This is a genomic window from Protofrankia symbiont of Coriaria ruscifolia (genome assembly GCF_900634745.1).
Classification (GTDB): domain Bacteria; phylum Actinomycetota; class Actinomycetes; order Frankiales; family Frankiaceae; genus Protofrankia; species Protofrankia californiensis.
Map to the genome: position 1 here is coordinate 1 of NZ_CAAAFR010000040.1, position 15,795 is coordinate 15,795.

Annotated in this window: 17 protein-coding genes and 2 pseudogenes; 9 read left to right on the forward strand and 10 right to left on the reverse strand. The window is 68.1% G+C overall.

Going from position 1 to position 15,795, the window contains the following annotated elements:
• Positions 1-41: 41 nt before the first annotated feature.
• The 4 genes from pucD to uraH all read left to right on the forward strand — a co-directional run bounded on the left by pucD (position 42) and on the right by uraH (position 6,216).
• Complete coding sequence (gene pucD / locus CV1CTNOD_RS05740; protein ID WP_431607077.1) at positions 42-2,603, forward strand: xanthine dehydrogenase subunit D; 2,562 nt, start codon at positions 42-44, stop codon at positions 2,601-2,603.
• Positions 2,604-2,617: 14 nt separating this feature from the next.
• Complete coding sequence (gene allB, locus CV1CTNOD_RS05745; protein ID WP_131785180.1) at positions 2,618-4,009, forward strand: allantoinase AllB; 1,392 nt, start codon at positions 2,618-2,620, stop codon at positions 4,007-4,009.
• A gap of 152 nt (positions 4,010-4,161) precedes the next feature.
• Positions 4,162-5,721: an allantoicase gene (locus CV1CTNOD_RS05750; RefSeq protein WP_131785132.1), complete on the forward strand. Its 1,560-nt coding sequence runs from the start codon at positions 4,162-4,164 to the stop codon at positions 5,719-5,721.
• 168 nt (positions 5,722-5,889) lie between these two features.
• On the forward strand, positions 5,890-6,216 hold the full coding sequence (gene uraH, locus CV1CTNOD_RS05755) for a hydroxyisourate hydrolase (protein WP_131765722.1): 327 nt from the start codon (positions 5,890-5,892) through the stop codon (positions 6,214-6,216).
• A 104-nt stretch (positions 6,217-6,320) separates the two neighbouring features.
• Here the strand turns inward: uraH and CV1CTNOD_RS05760 are convergent, their stop codons facing one another.
• A complete protein-coding gene (locus CV1CTNOD_RS05760; protein ID WP_131785133.1) occupies positions 6,321-7,622 on the reverse strand; it encodes a DUF6986 family protein in 1,302 nt (433 codons plus the stop codon).
• Between the two features lie 156 nt (positions 7,623-7,778).
• The gene (locus CV1CTNOD_RS28130; protein ID WP_131785134.1) at positions 7,779-8,006 is read right to left on the reverse strand and encodes a hypothetical protein; all 228 of its coding nucleotides are present in this window, start codon (positions 8,004-8,006) and stop codon (positions 7,779-7,781) included.
• Here CV1CTNOD_RS28130 and CV1CTNOD_RS05770 point away from each other — a divergent pair.
• Positions 8,005-8,352 carry a hypothetical protein gene (locus CV1CTNOD_RS05770; protein ID WP_131785135.1) on the forward strand — a complete coding sequence of 116 codons (348 nt, stop codon included), beginning with the start codon at positions 8,005-8,007 and terminating at the stop codon, positions 8,350-8,352. The two genes, CV1CTNOD_RS28130 and CV1CTNOD_RS05770, sit on opposite strands and share 2 nt — an antisense overlap.
• Before the next feature lie 8 nt (positions 8,353-8,360).
• Positions 8,361-8,488 (forward strand): annotated as a pseudogene (locus CV1CTNOD_RS28135) (nucleotidyl transferase AbiEii/AbiGii toxin family protein); the annotation flags it as partial.
• A 734-nt stretch (positions 8,489-9,222) separates the two neighbouring features.
• Here the strand turns inward: CV1CTNOD_RS28135 and CV1CTNOD_RS05775 are convergent.
• Positions 9,223-9,420, reverse strand: a complete 198-nt coding sequence (locus CV1CTNOD_RS05775) for a helix-turn-helix transcriptional regulator (protein ID WP_242606402.1) — start codon at positions 9,418-9,420, stop codon at positions 9,223-9,225.
• Between the two features lie 153 nt (positions 9,421-9,573).
• On the opposite strand from CV1CTNOD_RS05775, the gene CV1CTNOD_RS05780 reads away from it, so the two are divergent.
• Together CV1CTNOD_RS05780 and CV1CTNOD_RS05785 are read left to right on the forward strand one after the other, a co-directional pair.
• Positions 9,574-9,990: a hypothetical protein gene (locus CV1CTNOD_RS05780; RefSeq protein WP_131785137.1), complete on the forward strand. Its 417-nt coding sequence runs from the start codon at positions 9,574-9,576 to the stop codon at positions 9,988-9,990.
• A 137-nt stretch (positions 9,991-10,127) separates the two neighbouring features.
• The gene (locus CV1CTNOD_RS05785) at positions 10,128-10,961 is read left to right on the forward strand and encodes an aminoglycoside phosphotransferase (RefSeq protein ID WP_131785138.1); all 834 of its coding nucleotides are present in this window, start codon (positions 10,128-10,130) and stop codon (positions 10,959-10,961) included.
• Here the strand turns inward: CV1CTNOD_RS05785 and CV1CTNOD_RS26305 are convergent.
• The 7 genes and pseudogenes from CV1CTNOD_RS26305 to CV1CTNOD_RS05810 all read right to left on the reverse strand — a co-directional run bounded on the left by CV1CTNOD_RS26305 (position 10,947) and on the right by CV1CTNOD_RS05810 (position 14,116).
• Positions 10,947-11,312 (reverse strand): hypothetical protein, encoded by a 366-nt coding sequence (locus tag CV1CTNOD_RS26305; RefSeq protein ID WP_242606403.1) that lies wholly within the window; start codon positions 11,310-11,312, stop codon positions 10,947-10,949. The two genes, CV1CTNOD_RS05785 and CV1CTNOD_RS26305, sit on opposite strands and share 15 nt — an antisense overlap.
• 105 nt (positions 11,313-11,417) lie before the next feature.
• Positions 11,418-11,834: pseudogene (locus CV1CTNOD_RS27640) on the reverse strand (aldo/keto reductase); the annotation flags it as partial.
• Entirely contained in the window at positions 11,768-12,862 is a 1,095-nt protein-coding gene (locus tag CV1CTNOD_RS05795) for a cupin domain-containing protein (RefSeq protein ID WP_242606404.1), read from the reverse strand. The pseudogene CV1CTNOD_RS27640 and the gene CV1CTNOD_RS05795, both read right to left, overlap by 67 nt.
• Before the next feature lie 188 nt (positions 12,863-13,050).
• The gene (locus CV1CTNOD_RS24440) at positions 13,051-13,194 is read right to left on the reverse strand and encodes a hypothetical protein (RefSeq protein ID WP_165485331.1); all 144 of its coding nucleotides are present in this window, start codon (positions 13,192-13,194) and stop codon (positions 13,051-13,053) included.
• 51 nt (positions 13,195-13,245) lie between these two features.
• Complete coding sequence (locus CV1CTNOD_RS05800; RefSeq protein WP_131785141.1) at positions 13,246-13,440, reverse strand: hypothetical protein; 195 nt, start codon at positions 13,438-13,440, stop codon at positions 13,246-13,248.
• 47 nt (positions 13,441-13,487) lie between these two features.
• Positions 13,488-13,871 carry a hypothetical protein gene (locus CV1CTNOD_RS05805; protein WP_131785142.1) on the reverse strand — a complete coding sequence of 128 codons (384 nt, stop codon included), beginning with the start codon at positions 13,869-13,871 and terminating at the stop codon, positions 13,488-13,490.
• Positions 13,865-14,116, reverse strand: a complete 252-nt coding sequence (locus tag CV1CTNOD_RS05810; protein ID WP_207386215.1) for a hypothetical protein — start codon at positions 14,114-14,116, stop codon at positions 13,865-13,867. Before CV1CTNOD_RS05810 ends, CV1CTNOD_RS05805 begins: the two co-directional genes overlap by 7 nt.
• A gap of 219 nt (positions 14,117-14,335) precedes the next feature.
• On the opposite strand from CV1CTNOD_RS05810, the gene CV1CTNOD_RS05815 reads away from it, so the two are divergent.
• On the forward strand, positions 14,336-15,529 hold the full coding sequence (locus CV1CTNOD_RS05815; RefSeq protein ID WP_131785144.1) for a helix-turn-helix transcriptional regulator: 1,194 nt from the start codon (positions 14,336-14,338) through the stop codon (positions 15,527-15,529).
• The last annotated feature ends 266 nt before the right edge of the window (positions 15,530-15,795 follow it).

Consider the following 15,795-nt stretch of genomic DNA (forward strand, 5'->3'; position numbering starts at 1 on the left):
GACCGGGGGCGGGCCGTCGTGCTGTTCGGAAGATGCGGACGATGATGAACCCGCGTCCACCCACTGAGCGCACTGACCGGATGGTTACTGGTTGGATACCGTCCGATCGGACATCCGCTGATCGGACGCCCGTCGACCAGGCATCTGTCGACCGGACGTCCGCTGATCAGGGGATCGGCGCGTCCGTACCGCGCCCGGACGGGCCGGCCAAGGTCGGCGGTACCTTCCCGTACGCCGGTGACCTCCGCCTGCCGGGGATGCTGCATGCCCGGACGCTGCGCAGTCCCCATCCGCGGGCGCGCATCCGGCGCGTCGAGACCTCCGCGGCCCGGCGCCTGCCCGGCGTGGCGGCGGTCGTGACCGCGGCGGACGTGCCCGGCATGGCCACCTACGGTCTGATCGTCGCCGATCAGCCGGTGTTCGCCGCCGACGTCGTGCGCTACCAGGGCGAACCGGTGGCGGCGGTGGCGGCGGTGGACGCCCGGACCGCCGTGGCGGCGCTGGCCGCGATCGAGGTCGACTACGAGCCGCTTCCGCCGCTGACCGACCCCGAGCGGATCGTGGACGCCCTCCGCGACACCGAGCTGCTGCATCCCGACGGGAACGTCTTCCGCGAGATCCATCTCCGCCACGGCGACCCGCGGGCCCACGGTGCGGTCAGCGTCACCGGCTCCTATGTCGTGGGCATGCAGGATCAGGCGTTCCTCGGCTGTGAGGCTGCTGTGGCCGTCCCGGCGGCCGACGGTGGCGTTGACCTGCGGCTGGCGACGCAGTGGCTGCATTCCGACCGCGAGCAGATCGCGGCGTGCCTGGGTATCCCCGAGCACCGGGTGCGGCTGACCCTCGCCGGTGTCGGCGGGGCGTTCGGCGGACGTGAGGACATCACGCTCCAGATCCACGGCACGCTGCTCGCGCTGGTCACCGGCAGTCCTGTGCGGATCGCCTACGACCGGGTCGAGTCGTTTCTCGGCCATCCGCACCGGCATCCGGCCCGCATGTGGTTCCGGCACACCGCCTCCCGGGACGGGCTGCTGGTCAGCGTCCAGGCGCGTCTGATCATGGATGGTGGGGCGTACGCCTCGTCGTCCCCGGCGGTGCTGACCAACGCGGTCACGCATGCCGCCGGGCCCTACCGGGTTCCCAACGCGGTGCTGGACGGCTGGGTGGTCCGGACGAACAACCCGCCATGCGGGGCGATGCGTGGTTTCGGCGTCCCCCAGGTGGCCGTCGGGCACGAGGCGCAGCTGGACCGGCTCGCCGGCACCCTCGGCATCGACCCCGTGGAGCTGCGCCGGCGCAACGCGCTCGAACCGGGGGACGTGCTGCCCACCGGGCAGGTCGTGCCCGAGCCGCTGCCGCTGCGGGAAATGATCGAAACCGTTGCCGCCCGCCCGCTGCCGCCGCCGGTGTCCGGGCGGACGCCGGTGACGTCGCTGCCCGGCGGGCGCCTCGCCGCGGCCGATCCGGCCCGGGTCCGCCGTGGTGTCGGCTATGCCCTGGCGTACAAGAACCTGCTGTTCTCCGAGGGGTTCGACGACTACTCCACCGCCCGGGTACGCCTGGAAGTCGGCCCGGACGGCGCCCCCCGGGCCGTCGTGCACAGCGCGTGCGCCGAGGTCGGCCAGGGTTTCGTGACGATCGCCGGGCAGATCGCCCGGACCGAGCTCGGGGTCGGCCAGGTGGTGCTCGCCCCGGCGGACACCACCGTCGGCAGCGCCGGGTCGACCAGCGCATCCCGCCAGACATGGATGAGTGGCGGTGCCGTGCGCGCCGCCGCGGTCACGGTCGCCGACAGGCTGCTGGCCCGGGTGGCCCGCCGGCTCGGCCTGCCCGACGACGTCGTCGCGCAGCCGCGGCGGGTGCTGACGCTCGCCGGCGGCGAGATCGTCGCCGGCGAGGCCGGGGTGCGCATGACGGTCGCGGACGCGCTCGCCGACGGACCGGTCGAGGCGGTGGAGGTCTTCCGCCACCGGCGCACCCAGCCGCTGGACGCCGACGGCCAGGGCGACGTGCACGTGGCGTTCGCCGCGGCGGCGCACCGCGCGGTCGTCGACGTCGACGTCGACCTGGGGCTGGTGCGGGTCGTGTCCATGTCGCTGGTCCAGGACGTCGGCACGGTGCTCAACCCGCTGTCGCTTCGCGGGCAGGTCGAGGGCGGCACAGCGCAGGGTCTGGGGCTCGCGCTGATGGAGGAGCTGGTGGTGTGCGACGGAGTGGTGTGCAATCCGACGTTCCACGACTACATCCTGCCGAGCACGGCCGACGTCCCGGAGCTGGATTTCATCGCGCTGAGCCGTCCACAGCCGGGTGCGCCCTACGGTGTGAAGGGGGTGGGGGAGGCCCCCACCTGTTCGGCGACCCCGGCCGTGGTGGCGGCGGTCCGCAACGCGATCGGCCGTGATCTGCGCCGGGTGCCGATCCGTCCGCAGGATCTCCTGGACCTCGACGATCCCGACGATCCCGACGATCCCGAAGGTCTCGGGGACCCCGCAGGCCCTGTGGATCTGGAAGATTCCGGGGATCCCGAAACTCTCGGGGACCTCCCGGATCCCGGCGGTGCCCGATGGCAGCGTCCAGCCCGATCTCAGGATCCTGCCCCATGACAGGGTCCGGCCGGATGGCGGCCTCCGGTGCGGGCGGGGCCTGGACAGCTGTGACCGGGCCGGATGACCTGCCGGAACGTCCGGTTGTGCTGTGCTCGTCGCGGGTCGTCACCCCCGAGGGCGTCCGCCCGGCCGCCGTGCACATCAGCGACGGGCGGATCATCGCCGTCACGCCGCCGGAGGCGGTGCGCGCCACCCCGGACGTCACCGATCTCGGCGACCTCGCGCTGATGCCCGGGGTGGTCGACACCCACGTCCACGTCAACGAACCCGGCCGGACCGAGTGGGAGGGCTTCGCCACCGCCACCCGGGCCGCTGCCGCCGGCGGCGTCACCACGATCATCGACATGCCGCTCAACGCGATCCCGCCGACGACGTCACTGGCCGCGCTGACCGAGAAGCGAGCCGCCGCTACCGGCCAGTCATGGGTTGACGTCGGGTTCTGGGGCGGGATCATCGGCGCGGACACGCGTAACCTCGCCGACCTGGCGGCCCTGCACGACGCCGGGGTGTTCGGCTTCAAGGCGTTCCTCGCGCCGTCCGGGGTGGCCGAGTTCCCGCACGTCCGGATGGACGTGCTCGCCGCCGCCACCGCCCACACCGCCCGGCTCGGCGCGCTGACCGTCGTCCACGCCGAGTCGTCGTTGGTCCTGGAGGCGGCGCCGCTGGTCGTGGGCCGGCAGTACGCGCGCTGGCTGGCCGCGCGTCCGCCGGCAGCCGAGACCGAGGCGGTCGCCGGGCTCGCGGCACTGTCCGCGATGACCGGCGCGCGCCTGCACGTCCTGCATTTGTCCGCGGGGGCGGCACTGGACGACGTGCTGACCGCCCGGGACGCCGGAATCGCCCTGACCGCCGAGACCTGCCCGCACTATCTGACGTTCACCGCCGAGGAGGTTCCCGATGGTGCGACCGTGTACAAGTGCGCACCGCCGATCCGCGGGGAGGACAACCGGGAGGCGCTGTGGCAGGGGCTTGCCGAGGGTCTGTTCGCCGGGGTGGTGACCGACCACTCGCCGTCCACGCCGCAGCTCAAAGCCGTCGAGTCGGGCGACTTCGGGCAGGCGTGGGGCGGGATCGCCTCGGTGCAGCTCGGCTTGGCCGCGGTGTGGACCCAGGCTCGTCGCCGCGGCCACGACCTGGCCGACGTGGCCCGCTGGATGTGCACCGGCCCGGCCGATCTGGTCGGGTTGGCGCGCAAGGGACGCATCAGCCCGGGGGCGGACGCGGATCTTACCGTGATCGATCCCGAGGGGTCCTTCGTCGTCGATCCGGCCCGTCTCGCCCACCGCCATCCGCTGACCCCCTACGCTGGACGGACGCTGGACGGTGTCGTGCGTGCCACCTACCTACGCGGCAGGCGTGCCGACGGCGACCGGCCGCCGCACGGCCGGCTGCTGTCGAGATGACTGCGACACCGCGCCCACACCCCGCCGTCCCGCTTCCGGGGTATCCGCGTTCCGAGCACCTGACTTCCGAGCACCTGACTTCCCAGCAGCAGATGTCCGGGCCTCCGGGTCCCGGACATCTTCTGGACCCGATCCGCAGGAGAAGAGGATCAGTGAGCGACGCTCCCGATCTGACGAATCTTGTCGACCTCGCCGCGGCCCGGTTCGGTGGGTCGGTGGTGGCCGTGAACGACGAGTTCTTCGCGCTCGCCGAGCGGATGCTGCTGCCCGAGCCGCCGATCGCCCGACCAGGGGTGTTCACCGAGCGGGGCGCGTGGACGGACGGCTGGGAGACCCGCCGCCGCCGTGACCTGTACGGCTCGGACTGGGCGATCATCCGGCTCGGCGCGCCGGGCGTGGTGCGTGCGGTGACCGTCGACACCTCCCACTTCACCGGGAACGCCCCGGAGTCAGTGGAGATCCACGGTGCCACCCTCGGTGGCTACCCGTCCGCGCCCGAGGTGGCCGAGGTGTCGGTCAACTGGGTCGCTCTGGTACCTCGGACGCCGGTCAGGGCCGACGCGGTCAACGTCCTGCCGGTCGTGCGGGCCGGTCACACCCGCGTCACGCACCTGCGGCTGACCATTCACCCGGACGGTGGGGTGGCGAGGCTGCGCGTGCACGGCACGGTGATCCCCGACCCGAGACTGCTCGACCGTGTCACCTCCGACCTGGCCGCGGCCTATCTCGGCGGGGTGGTGGTCGCGTGCAGCGACATGCACTACGGCGACCGGCACAACCTCAACGCCTCCGGGGAGGCCCGGGTGATGGGGGAGGGCTGGGAAACCCGCCGCCGCCGGGGAACGGGCCACGAATGGGTTGTCGTGCACCTGGCCGCCACCGGCCAGGTGATCCGGGCGGAGGTCGACACCCGGCACTTCCACGGCAACGCACCCCGGGCGGTGGCCCTGTGGGCGGCGTCCGCCCCCGAACTGTTCGGCAACGACGACGTCTCGTCGATCTCGGCGATCACGCAGTGGTATCCGCTGCTGCCGCAGGTCCGGGTGCAGCCCAACACGCGGCACCTGTTCGACCTGGAGGTTCCGGTGGAGGCCACCCACGTGCGCCTGGAGGCGTTCCCCGACGGCGGTCTGGCCCGGTTGCGTCTCATCGGCACCCCGACCCCCACGGGACGCCAGGAGCTGGCGATGCGCTGGTTCAACGCGCTGTCCCCCGGAGCGGCCCACGCCGAGCTGCTGGGCTGCTGCGGTTCCGAGGACTGGGCCGCCGTGGTCGCCGACGGCCGGCCGTACCCCACGCTCACCGCGTTGCTCGACGCGGCCCGCGAGCAGTGGTGGCAGCTCACCGAGGCGGACTGGTTGGAGGCGTTCACCGCCCATCCCCGCATCGGGGAACGCGGCGCTCCGCTGCCCGCGCCGACCACGTCCACCCGGGCCACCCTGGCTGGGTTGGACGCCCCGCGCCGGGAGCAGGCCGCCCTGGACAACGCGAGCCTGGACCTGAAGGCGGCGCTGGTTGCCGGCAACCAGGAGTATGAGGACCGGTTCGGCTACATCTTCCTGGTGCGCGCCGCGGGCCGCAGCGCCGAGGAGATGTTGGGGCTGTTGCGGGAACGGCTGGACAACGACCCGCCCACGGAGCTCGGGGTCGCGGCCGGGCAGCAGGCCGAGATCACCGAGCTGCGGCTGCGGCGGCTGATCAGCGGCCCGTGAGCCGGTGTCCGTTCGTCTTCCGGTGTCCGTTCGTCTTCCGCTGGCCGGCCGTGCCACCTGTACTGCCGGCTGCCTGTACTGCTGCCTGTACTGCTGGCTGCCTGTGCTGCCTGTGCCGCCGGCCGGGCGAAGCGCTGTCGCTGACAGTGGACCGGGCATGATGCGGGAGTGACTGTTTCCACGCATGTGCTCGACACCGCCGCCGGGGTGCCGGCCGACGGCATGCCGGTCCAGCTCGAACGGATGATCGTCGGCTTCGGTGGTGACGTCCGCGGCTGGAGGCCGGTGACGTCCGCTGTAACCGACAGTGATGGAAGGATTCGGGATCTTCCGGTCGACGGACCGGGGGCGTGGCGCCTGGTGTTCGACACCGCGTCCCGTTCGGCGTTCTTCCCAGAGGTCGTCATCACCTTTGTCGTGACCGATCCCGGCCAGCACCACCACGTCCCCCTGCTGCTGTCGCCCTTCGGCTTCTCCTCCTACCGCGGCAGCTGAAGCGCCGGCTCGCCCGGTTGGGACGCCCGGTTGGGACCGTTGGAGTGGTCCGGTTGCGTGGTTGGAACAGCCCGATGCAACGGTCGGTGACAGAGATGTTGCTATCAGTGCTGGAGGCTGTCTCCTGCCGTGCTGAGGCGTGTGATTGTCTCACCGGTCAGGCCGGCCGTGGCCAGGTGCGTGTCGTCGAGGAGCCCCGCGTCCAGCGCCCGCCGGACATGACCGGCCAGCGCGCGGGCGGTCGCGGGTTCGTCGGCGACCGGTCCGGGTGACCCAGATACCCGGGTCGCCGGAGGGCTGAAGGCGGCGCTTGGGTCGTCGTCCGGGCCCGCGGCGGTGCCGGCCCAGCGCGACAGCCGTGCCAGCGCTGTGGGCAGGCCGGTGAGCAGGCAGGCCGCCACGGTCGCGTGCCTGGACACCAGCTGCGCGGGGTGCAGGTCCCAGCCCTGGTAGAGCCCCCGCATCCAGGCCCGGCGGATCAGCTCGGCGTGCCGCCGCCAGCCCGCGTGCACCGCGGCACGGTCACCGACCGGCAGCAGGTTGCACGACCCGTCCGCCACCCGCACCCCCGTGCCCGCCGCCGCGAGCTGCATGAGCGCGGTGGCGAGCTCCACCGACGGATGGTCACCGGCCTGGTGCTCCGCGCTGACCCCCAGCGCCGCCGAGTAGTCGTAGGTGCCCACATGAAGGCCCCGCAGGCGGGGACGGCCCGCCGCCACGACCGCCGGCAGCGCCAGCACCGCGGCCGGGGTCTCGACCTGCACCTCCAGCGGGATCGGGGCGAGCCCGAGGCGTCCTTCCAGCTCCGCGAGGATGTCGCCGAACACGCTCACCTGCTGCGGTGCGCTCACCTTCGGCAATGTGATCACCAGTCCGGGCGGGGCGCCGCCGCCCGCGGCGAGCGCGGTCAGGAAGAGGTCCAGGCTGCGCAGCCCGCGGGCCCGCACGGCCGCGTCCAGCGACTTGGGACGCAGCCCGTAGGACGCCGGGAGCCTGCCCGCGGCGGCAGTCACGCGTAACGCCCCGGCCGCGGCGAGGGCGTGGGCGTCCTCCTCGTCGTCGGTACGGACGCCGTACCCATCCTCAAGATCTACCCGGAGGTCGGCGACCGGGGAGCCGTCGAGCATCCGGCGGACATGGGCGTGGACCCGCTCGGCCAGTACGGCCGGGACACCGGTCGCCGCCACCAGGTCGGACGGCTCGCCGGCGTGCGCGTCGAACGCGGCACGGGCGGCGGCGGCCCAGTCCTCGACGACGGTCGCGGTCACCTGGTCGGCCGGCACGTAGCAGGTATGCACGGGCTGGGAGCTGCCCGAATCCCCGGGGAACCGCGCGGCCAGGTCGGCGTCCAGGCCGGCAAGCGGCGCGGTCAGGGCGGCGGTCACATCCTCCGGCAGCGTCAGCATGCCCCCAGTCTCACCCGGCCCGCTCCCCGTTCACCGCGGGAGCTGCTGTCGAGTGGGGCGCCAGCGAGCACGGAACGTGTACTGATGTGCTCGCAAAACTTGTACTGACAGCCCCGCAGAACACGTACTCGCAGGCTCGCAGACTGCGTAGTGTTGCTATATGCCTACGTCAGGGTGCCTGCCGGGCAAGTCCGCCTTGGCGTCGTCCGGCCAAGGTAGCCGACTACGTTCGGTAGCTGTCCGATATTCCCGCACCCGATTGTTGTCCGAGTTGGTGACGTAGAGGGTGCCGGTGCTGTCGACCGTCACCTCGATCGGAGCGCGGGCAGGGCTTGCTGCGCATCCCGGCCGATCGTCTTCGGCTGACGATAGGCTTGTAAGCATGGCTGACACGCGTGGAACGCCGACGTCCCGCTATCAGCGACCCTATGCCGTCGCGGGGAGCCTGGAGTTGCTGCGCGGGCCGTCGTCCGGTGTCGTCCGGCTACCGGTGCACCTGGACTGGTCCGGCAACGCCGAGTACGATCTTGACGCTCCCGGCAGGATTGTCGACCTCTATCGCGCCGTCCTCATCGAGGCGGCCAGCCCGCAGGACCTTTACACGTACCTGGATGCCGGGATGCTGCGGCGCCTGTGGGCGTTGCTGTGGCTGCCGGCGCAGCTCAGGAGGGCCTGGGAGCAGCAGTTCCCGGTTCTCGCCAAAATCAGCCGGATCACCGCCACCGCGTAGGCTCAGGCATGGAGCCGCGACACGAAAGGATCACGAAGATCGCTCTGGCTGCCGGGGAGCGTACGGGCTCGCGCTCGCGGGTGGCTATGCGGTCCAGGCGTACGGGATGGGCTCCCGCCCGAGCGGGGACGTCGACTGAGCGTCGGTCAGCTCGTGTCGTCCCACCATGACAGGGCCATGCCCAGCCAGACAAAGATCCACCAGTCGATCCAAGAGCCGTCAGACACGGCCTAACGGCGCCAAGGGGCTCGTCGCCCGTATCGCGCCCGGTGAACCCGGCACCGTGTAGCACCGTGCGCGGCAGGCTCACCGTGTCCTCATCGCCTCTATCGACGCTCTCGGGAGGCCACGAAGTGACGCGCTACGGGCCCTGTATAACTTGGACCCGCTTCCACGCGGCAAAAAGCCGCCATTCACGCTGACAGAAAGGCGCGAAAAAGCGGCAGAAATTTACCATCTAAGCGCAGAGACAATCCGACGTCACACCGAAGATGATCTCCTCGAAGCTCTCGCAATGGAAATCGACTTCCGGATATCTCGCGGCGAGGGATCGACGTGGTTGGCAACCTACTTGCACTTTAAGCTCCCGCACCAACTCCCACCCCCGCCGCTCGAATTCTACCGACTTGCGCGTGAGCGACACATGAGGAACCAGCCGCGAACGGCGCGGGAAAATCGGCGCCCATGGACGCCGAAATAGGGCGGCTCTTGATCAGGCTCTGACCCTCACGGCCAGCGCGCCGCCGCTGCCGGCCGCGCAGACCGGAGCGGACCCGCCCCCGTGCGGGACACCTACACGCCGGAGACAGCGATCATCACGTGACGATCGTGCGCGTCGCGCCGGTCGCGTAGAGGCGCGTTCGCACGCTGCTACTCGGCTTCCTCGGACGCTGGCCGATGCCGCGCAATCCACGCCTGTACGTCCGATGCACGCCAGATCCGGAAGTGCCGGACCTGCTGCACAGGGTCCGGGAAGTCCGGCCGATGGGAGAGTTGCCGCGCGCGTTCAGTCGTGATCCCCAGCTTCTTCGCGATGTCGCCTGTGGTCCACAGCGCTTCGTCGGTCACGCGCGTGATGCTATAGCCCAACCCCAACAGTGCCTCTATCATTGGGGTTGCGCTACACCAACAGCGGTCCGCAAGCGGCCCGAGGGCAGTGCTGGCACACCGTCCCCGGACCTAGGACCGCCACCCCTGGCAACAACAGGAGGAAGCGACCCCATGCCCAGTATTCCGCCCACCGACCACGGTCCCTGGAGGAACCCGTTCGACGGACGGCGGTTCGTCTCGATGCGACGGACCGAAGGCGGCCTCCACGAAGTCACGGTCAGCCCCGGAGCTGACCTACACGACATCGTCGACGTCACCGCGACCATGCCCAGCGTCGTCTACCTCGACCACCGGCCGGCGGAACCGAGCGACCCAACCGTGATCCTCACCTTCGGGCCCATCCCCACCTACGCCGGCCGGCGCCCGAGCCGCTCGCACGGGACGGGCACGGCCGGCTGGACACCCGCCCTCGACCACACCGACGACCCGCCCACCCTCGGTGAACTCGACGTCCGAAGCGTCCTCGACCGGAGCACCTACCAGTTGTACGGACGTCACCTCAACGAAAAGAGGAACCCCACGCTGTAACCGACCAGCAAACGACGAAGGGACACCCGTCAAGGTGCCCCTTTCGTCGTTGTGTCATAGGGAACGGTGGGCACACCAGTCGTGGTCAGTGCAGTAAGGTCGGTGCACTGAGATCCGACTAGCCCGAGGAAATAACGATGCTCGACCTGCGGGATACCCCGGTCCCTGACGTGATAGACCACTGTTCAGCGGCACTCTCCGTCGATCTCGACATCGAGAATCCGGCCTTTGGATGGGGCGGGAAGTCGATGGGATTCCAGACTGATCGGGGTACCTGGCTCAAGATTCTCTTCCGGCCTGTGGGTCAGCTAAACGAGCGCGTGTGGACCGGGGAAGAATGCGCCTCTGTTCTCACAGGAGTGTCGAAGCCCCAACTTCTCCGGTCCGCGCGTTGGGTGGACGCCACGCGCGAACTGGTGTGGCGGGCAGACGAGACGACCCGCGTAGAGTCCCCTGCGATCAGCGCGACGCCGGAGATCCGGGAGGAACCGCAGAACCTCTCCTGCGAGTGGTGGACCACCCTACGGGGATCGCTCACCGCGCTTGCCGGGACGAAGACGACCCGCGTAGCCGTCCGACAGGACCTGATCGACAGGCGGATTCGCGAGTATGCCGGCACAGAGATAGACCCCACCGTGGACGAGTGGTTGCCGGCTCACGCTGATGTCCACTGGTCGAACCTGACAGCGCCGAGCATGGTCCTCTTGGACTGGGAAGGTTGGGGTCTGGGGCCGCGTGGACTCGACGGCGCGACCCTGTGGGCGTTCTCTCTACTCGTTCCCGCCGTCGCCAAGCGAGTGGTTGGCCTGTTCTCCGACGACCTTTTCTGCCGGTCCGGGGCGCTGGCTCGCCTGTTTATGTGCGTCGAACTACTACGGATGACCCGCAACTTTAGCGATCACCCGGACTTGGCCGAGCCGCTGACCCGTGAAGCTGATCGGCTCGTAATCGAACTTTCAGGGACGAAGTAGCGCCCTGTGGTCCGGCCGCTGTCGATCTCGTAGGAGGGATCGGTACCTGTCGACCATCGTGCGGTCGACGCTGAGGCGTGTTGCCTCGACCAGTTCGCGGAGATGGCTCGGATCATTGACACTGACCGCGACCCGCCCGACCTTCGGCAGTTCGTAGGCCAAGCGGAAAGCCGCCTCGACGGGACTGTGTTGCCTCTGCGTGCTGAGGAGTGGGGAAAGGTTGACCGTGTCCCAGAAGGGGGCGCGGGTGCTGCCCGCGAACGGGCTCATGCCCCACCGTCGCTCCCGGGCCACCCCGAGAAGGTCCGCGAGGGTCTCGGATCCCTCGACAACAGCGGAACTTACGAGCACCCCAGATCGGTGCATCAGGTGGGAGGGAGAGACGGCCAGCCCTCGGCCGTGGCATAGCACGTTGACGACGCTTCGGGGGTCCCACGTCGATATACCCCACCCCGCGCACAGCCCGGCTCGCGCGGCACCCTGCAAGGCTTCGCAGGCTTCGGTGAGCGAGTCATGGGCGGCCCTGTGTTCGCCCTGGCGGATGCTCCGTTCGGGGTTATGGAGAAACACGATGTCTGGGATTCGACCCAAGGTATCCGCGGTGGCCTCGATCGCCGTTCGGAGCCGGATTGGGTCTAGCGAATGCTCGGTGTACCCCGTGGGCGACGGGAAGAACCCGACCTTGGTCGAAAGGAAGAACTCTGGTAGCAGGTCACCGGCCATGCCTGCAAGCAGGTTTAGCGAAGCGAAGTCTGCGTAGTTGAAAGCTGTGTCGAGATTCTGGACTCCCAGATCTAGCGCAGCTTCTAAGATGGCTCGACTGTGACGAGTCCGGTAAAACCCGAGAGTGATTCGTTGGTCAGGTGGGCGCATATCCCCTCTTCAACTAGGGTTCCGGCGAGCGACCGGATATCGAGGCCGCTTTCCTCGTGTAGAGCGAGGACGTCGACCGGGCATCCACTCAGCAGGACGGAGAGCGCTGCTTCGGCCTTGCTCTTGACGGTCGTCCGCTTGCCCCCGGCGTAGACCGTGACCACTTCGTCTCTGCGTTGTATCTCCGGGGCGAACTCCGTCACGCACACAACAGATTTCGGGACTTCTCCGGGCGGGAAGTGGGGTGCTTGGCGGGCGGGCGGCTGCAATCTCTCCCGAGATCTCAAATAGGAATTCGGAGGGCTCGCCCTTAGAAGGTCGATCGCGGCGGCTTCGAGCCTCTCCCTTTCGGACTCCCGTTCCTCCGTCGAGCCGGAGCGGGTGAGATCCTGTCGGAACAGCTCAATTTCCCGGGCGCGATCGGCAAGCCACGCGAGCCAGTCAACCCCGGTACGTTTGACGAAGCCGAAGGTCAGATGAAGGCTTAGCGGGTCCTGACTTCCGTCGCGGGTCGCCTGATGCCAGTATCCGCGCGGAATGTGCATCACGTCGCCCGGCTCCATCGTGCCCTGCCAGACGATTTCCTCGGAGACAGCGGAGTTCGGGTCCGCGTCACGGTACATCGGGACACGACGGGAATAGCTCCGGACGTCCCATGTCTTCTCACCGGCAAGCTGAAGAACGATGACGTCGTGATCGTCCCAGTGAATCGGAAATCCGGAGCTTGAGCGTGTGGTGAGGTAGGCATTCACCTGGACGAGTTCGTGTGACCACCACTGGAGGGCTCGGGTTGCAACCTCCATTGTCGAATCGAACGTGTCCAGGGCATCGAGTACGAGAGTGGCCCCGGTGTCAAGGAGTCTGGTTACTGCCCCCGGATCGACGACTCGGATATTCTGTCGTCGCCTGTTCGGCTGTGATCGAAGATAGTCACTCGGGTGCAACTCGGCGCCGTTATTGAAGCAACGGAGTTGCGGCGGCTCCAGGCTACGGCGCGTCAGGATGTCGAGGAGCCGCGTCGAGGTCATCAACCGTCGACAAATAGACGTGTCTGGCAGCCGGCCCCTACTGAACGAGCTGCCGAGAGGCGAGACGTCCGACCAGCCCAACGCCGCCTGAATACCCTGGACCAAAAGGTGGTCTACGAGAGGCAATCTGACCTCCTGATCTCATTGATTCTCTCCGGTGCGTTGGGCCGGACGGAGTCTCTACGCGGTCAGTCCTCCGGGAAGTTCAGGCCGTCGCCGCTCCCGCCGTCGCTGCGGCCGGTGCTGCCGCCGTCCGAGTGCTCCGCGTCGTACCTGTCCTGAACCTGAGTCAGAGTCTCGACGGCCATCACGAGATCGTCAGTCGGTTGCATACGCACTCCTTATCGTAGACCTGTGGCAATCCTTTTGCCGCAGGATATTGCCTATTTTGGTGAACGGAATGTTGATAGGTTCATGCTTGCCGTTGCCTTCGGCTCATGCCGCTTGATCTCGTAAATGGAGTCCCGGCCCTCATTGAGGATCGTCACGCAACAGGCCGCATGCGTGGCTAGCGCTACCTCGGCAATATCCTTCAAGGCCAGACCATCCACGGAGCTTTGCGGCAGGTAATGCTCCATCGGCCTTTCGTTGTCCCATTCAACTACGACGTAAGGCACCTCTTTCCTTATCGGTCCATGGCCTGAAGGCGGTTGGCAACCCGCCTCAATGTGGCAAGATTAACTCCGTTGATGTCGAATACCTCTGTCTCGGGAGGGGGGATTGCCGATGGAGTGCGGACCGGGAGGCCGCTGGCCGTACGGGGAACTGGCGCCCCCTCGGACTCGGTCACGTTCTTTTGCTCCATGTCAGGGCCCGTGGCGTCCGTGTTCGCATCCGTGTCAGCCACGGGACGGTCATCGTCGAAGATCTGCACCCGCTTAGCGGCAGGCAAGAGGCGCACCAGGCGAGAGGCAAGCTCCGGAAGATCGGCATCGCCGAGCATCTCGGAGTTGGTCATCGTCATGGCGGGTGAGCGGCTGTCCACGTAGTGGATGACGACGGTCAGCACGGGGGGAGGTCCGAGAGCATGACCGCGTTCAACGCCGCGCGCCGCTTGGGGGTCACCAGTGCACGCGGTCTCTCGGTGTAGGGGATGCGCGAACGGGCGTCGTCCAGCAGCTCGACAGACAGGACGCCAGGCTCTGACAATGCCTCAGCGGCGAGTGGTTCCAGGCCGGCAGCCACCACGTAAGGCCACCCAAGGTAGGTGACGGTCAGCGGCGCCCCCTCACGGGTGCATTTCACGTACGGCACCGTGGTCCCCCTCGTGACTGTCGTGCGGGTGCCCCCGGGCGTACCGGCATCGGGTGCAGCAGCGCACCCGGGGGCGTCGAGGTGGGCGCCCCGATCGTGTGCGACCCGACTTGCTGGTCTCGGAGCGCCCATACGTACAGTGGCGTACTGACCACAGCGGTACCACGGCACCGATGATGCAAAATTGATGCATCCGTGAGGCACGAGGGGAGTGGACCGATGGCTCGCAAGCAAAGCCGCTTGGCCGCGAGGCGCCGCGCTATGGGCTACACCCAAGAGGCATTTGCGGACGAGTTGCGCGTTGACCGGACCACGGTTGGGCGATGGGAGCGTGGCGAGAGCGAGCCTTCACCGGAAGGTCGTAAGCGGCTCATCAAGATTCTTGAGGTATCGCCAGAGAAGCTAGATGAGCTGCTGATTCCGCCCCCGGCCTCCGGCTCGGAGTTGGACGGGGGTCGCGGGAACCTGGTGTACGCCGATGGCAGTTTCGCGCCCAGTGGAGCCGCGATCCGCCGTGAACCGATAACAGGTACGTACGTCCGGTTAATTCGCCGACAAATCGAATCGCTTCTCAGTCTGGATCACAAAATGGGTGGCCAACAATCCGCACCACTGGCTGTCCGGGCATTCGACGAGGTTCATTACAGGATCGGCGTTTCACCGCTCAACGAACGTGACCGTGCAGACACTTATGCCGCCGCGGGTGAGCTAGCCGAAGTCGCGGGATGGTTTCTGTATGAGGCGGCCGACCATGCCGCGAGCCGTAGGATGAACCATGAGGCGCTGACTTTGACCCGGCTAGCGGGAAACCGCACGATCGAGCTTCTGATTCTGCAAAACATGGCGATGACTGCTGGTCATGTTGGCCGCCCCATGGAAGCCTTGAATATCGCCCGAAGCGTCCTTGCGTCCCCGTTATCGCCTACGGTCGAGGCGCTCTTCCGATTTCGCGAAGCGCTGACCCACGCTCAGATGGGGAACGAGTCGGAAGCTCAACGGGCGTTAAAGAAAGCGGTTTCTCTCCGCTTGGACGGCGCTCGCGATTCTGACCCGCCGTGGGCGTGGTGGGTCGATGATCGCCAGGTGTCATGGTTTCAGGGCAGAGTCGAGCGTGACCTGAAGAATGCTGGACGGTCTATTGAGAAGCTGGCAGATGCGGTCCGGTATACGCCAGCCGACCAAACTCGGTCCCGGTATTATCACCTTGCCGATTTGATGCGCGTTCAAGTGGAATTCGGAGCGTACTCCGATGCGGAACGGACCGCATGCGAGGTCGCAGAGTTTGCGGGTGTGATCCAATCCGGGTTGGTGTCTGAGATTTTCCACCATGCGTTGATCTCTGCTGAGGCGGCGCCAGCCTACGCAAAGAGCGTCGTGGCAGCACTACGTGACGGGCTCGGGGTGCGGGGATGATCGTAGGGCGCTCCAGTGCCGTTAAGCGCTGGGCGCCCCCTGTCACCCCGCGCGGGGCGCCCTCGGTCGTCACGTACCGATGCCGGTCATCACGTGACGATGGTCGGCGTGGCAAGGGTGAGGCTCTGTCGGTATCGATCGCAACCAACCTGCGCTTGCTACTGCAAGCGTCGCGCAAGCGCAGGTTGGCGCGTTGTGTCGAGGAGGTAGGTACTTCAGTTGCAGGCTTGCCCGCTCCGTTCGCCCCGGCGAGCAGCTGGTAGGGG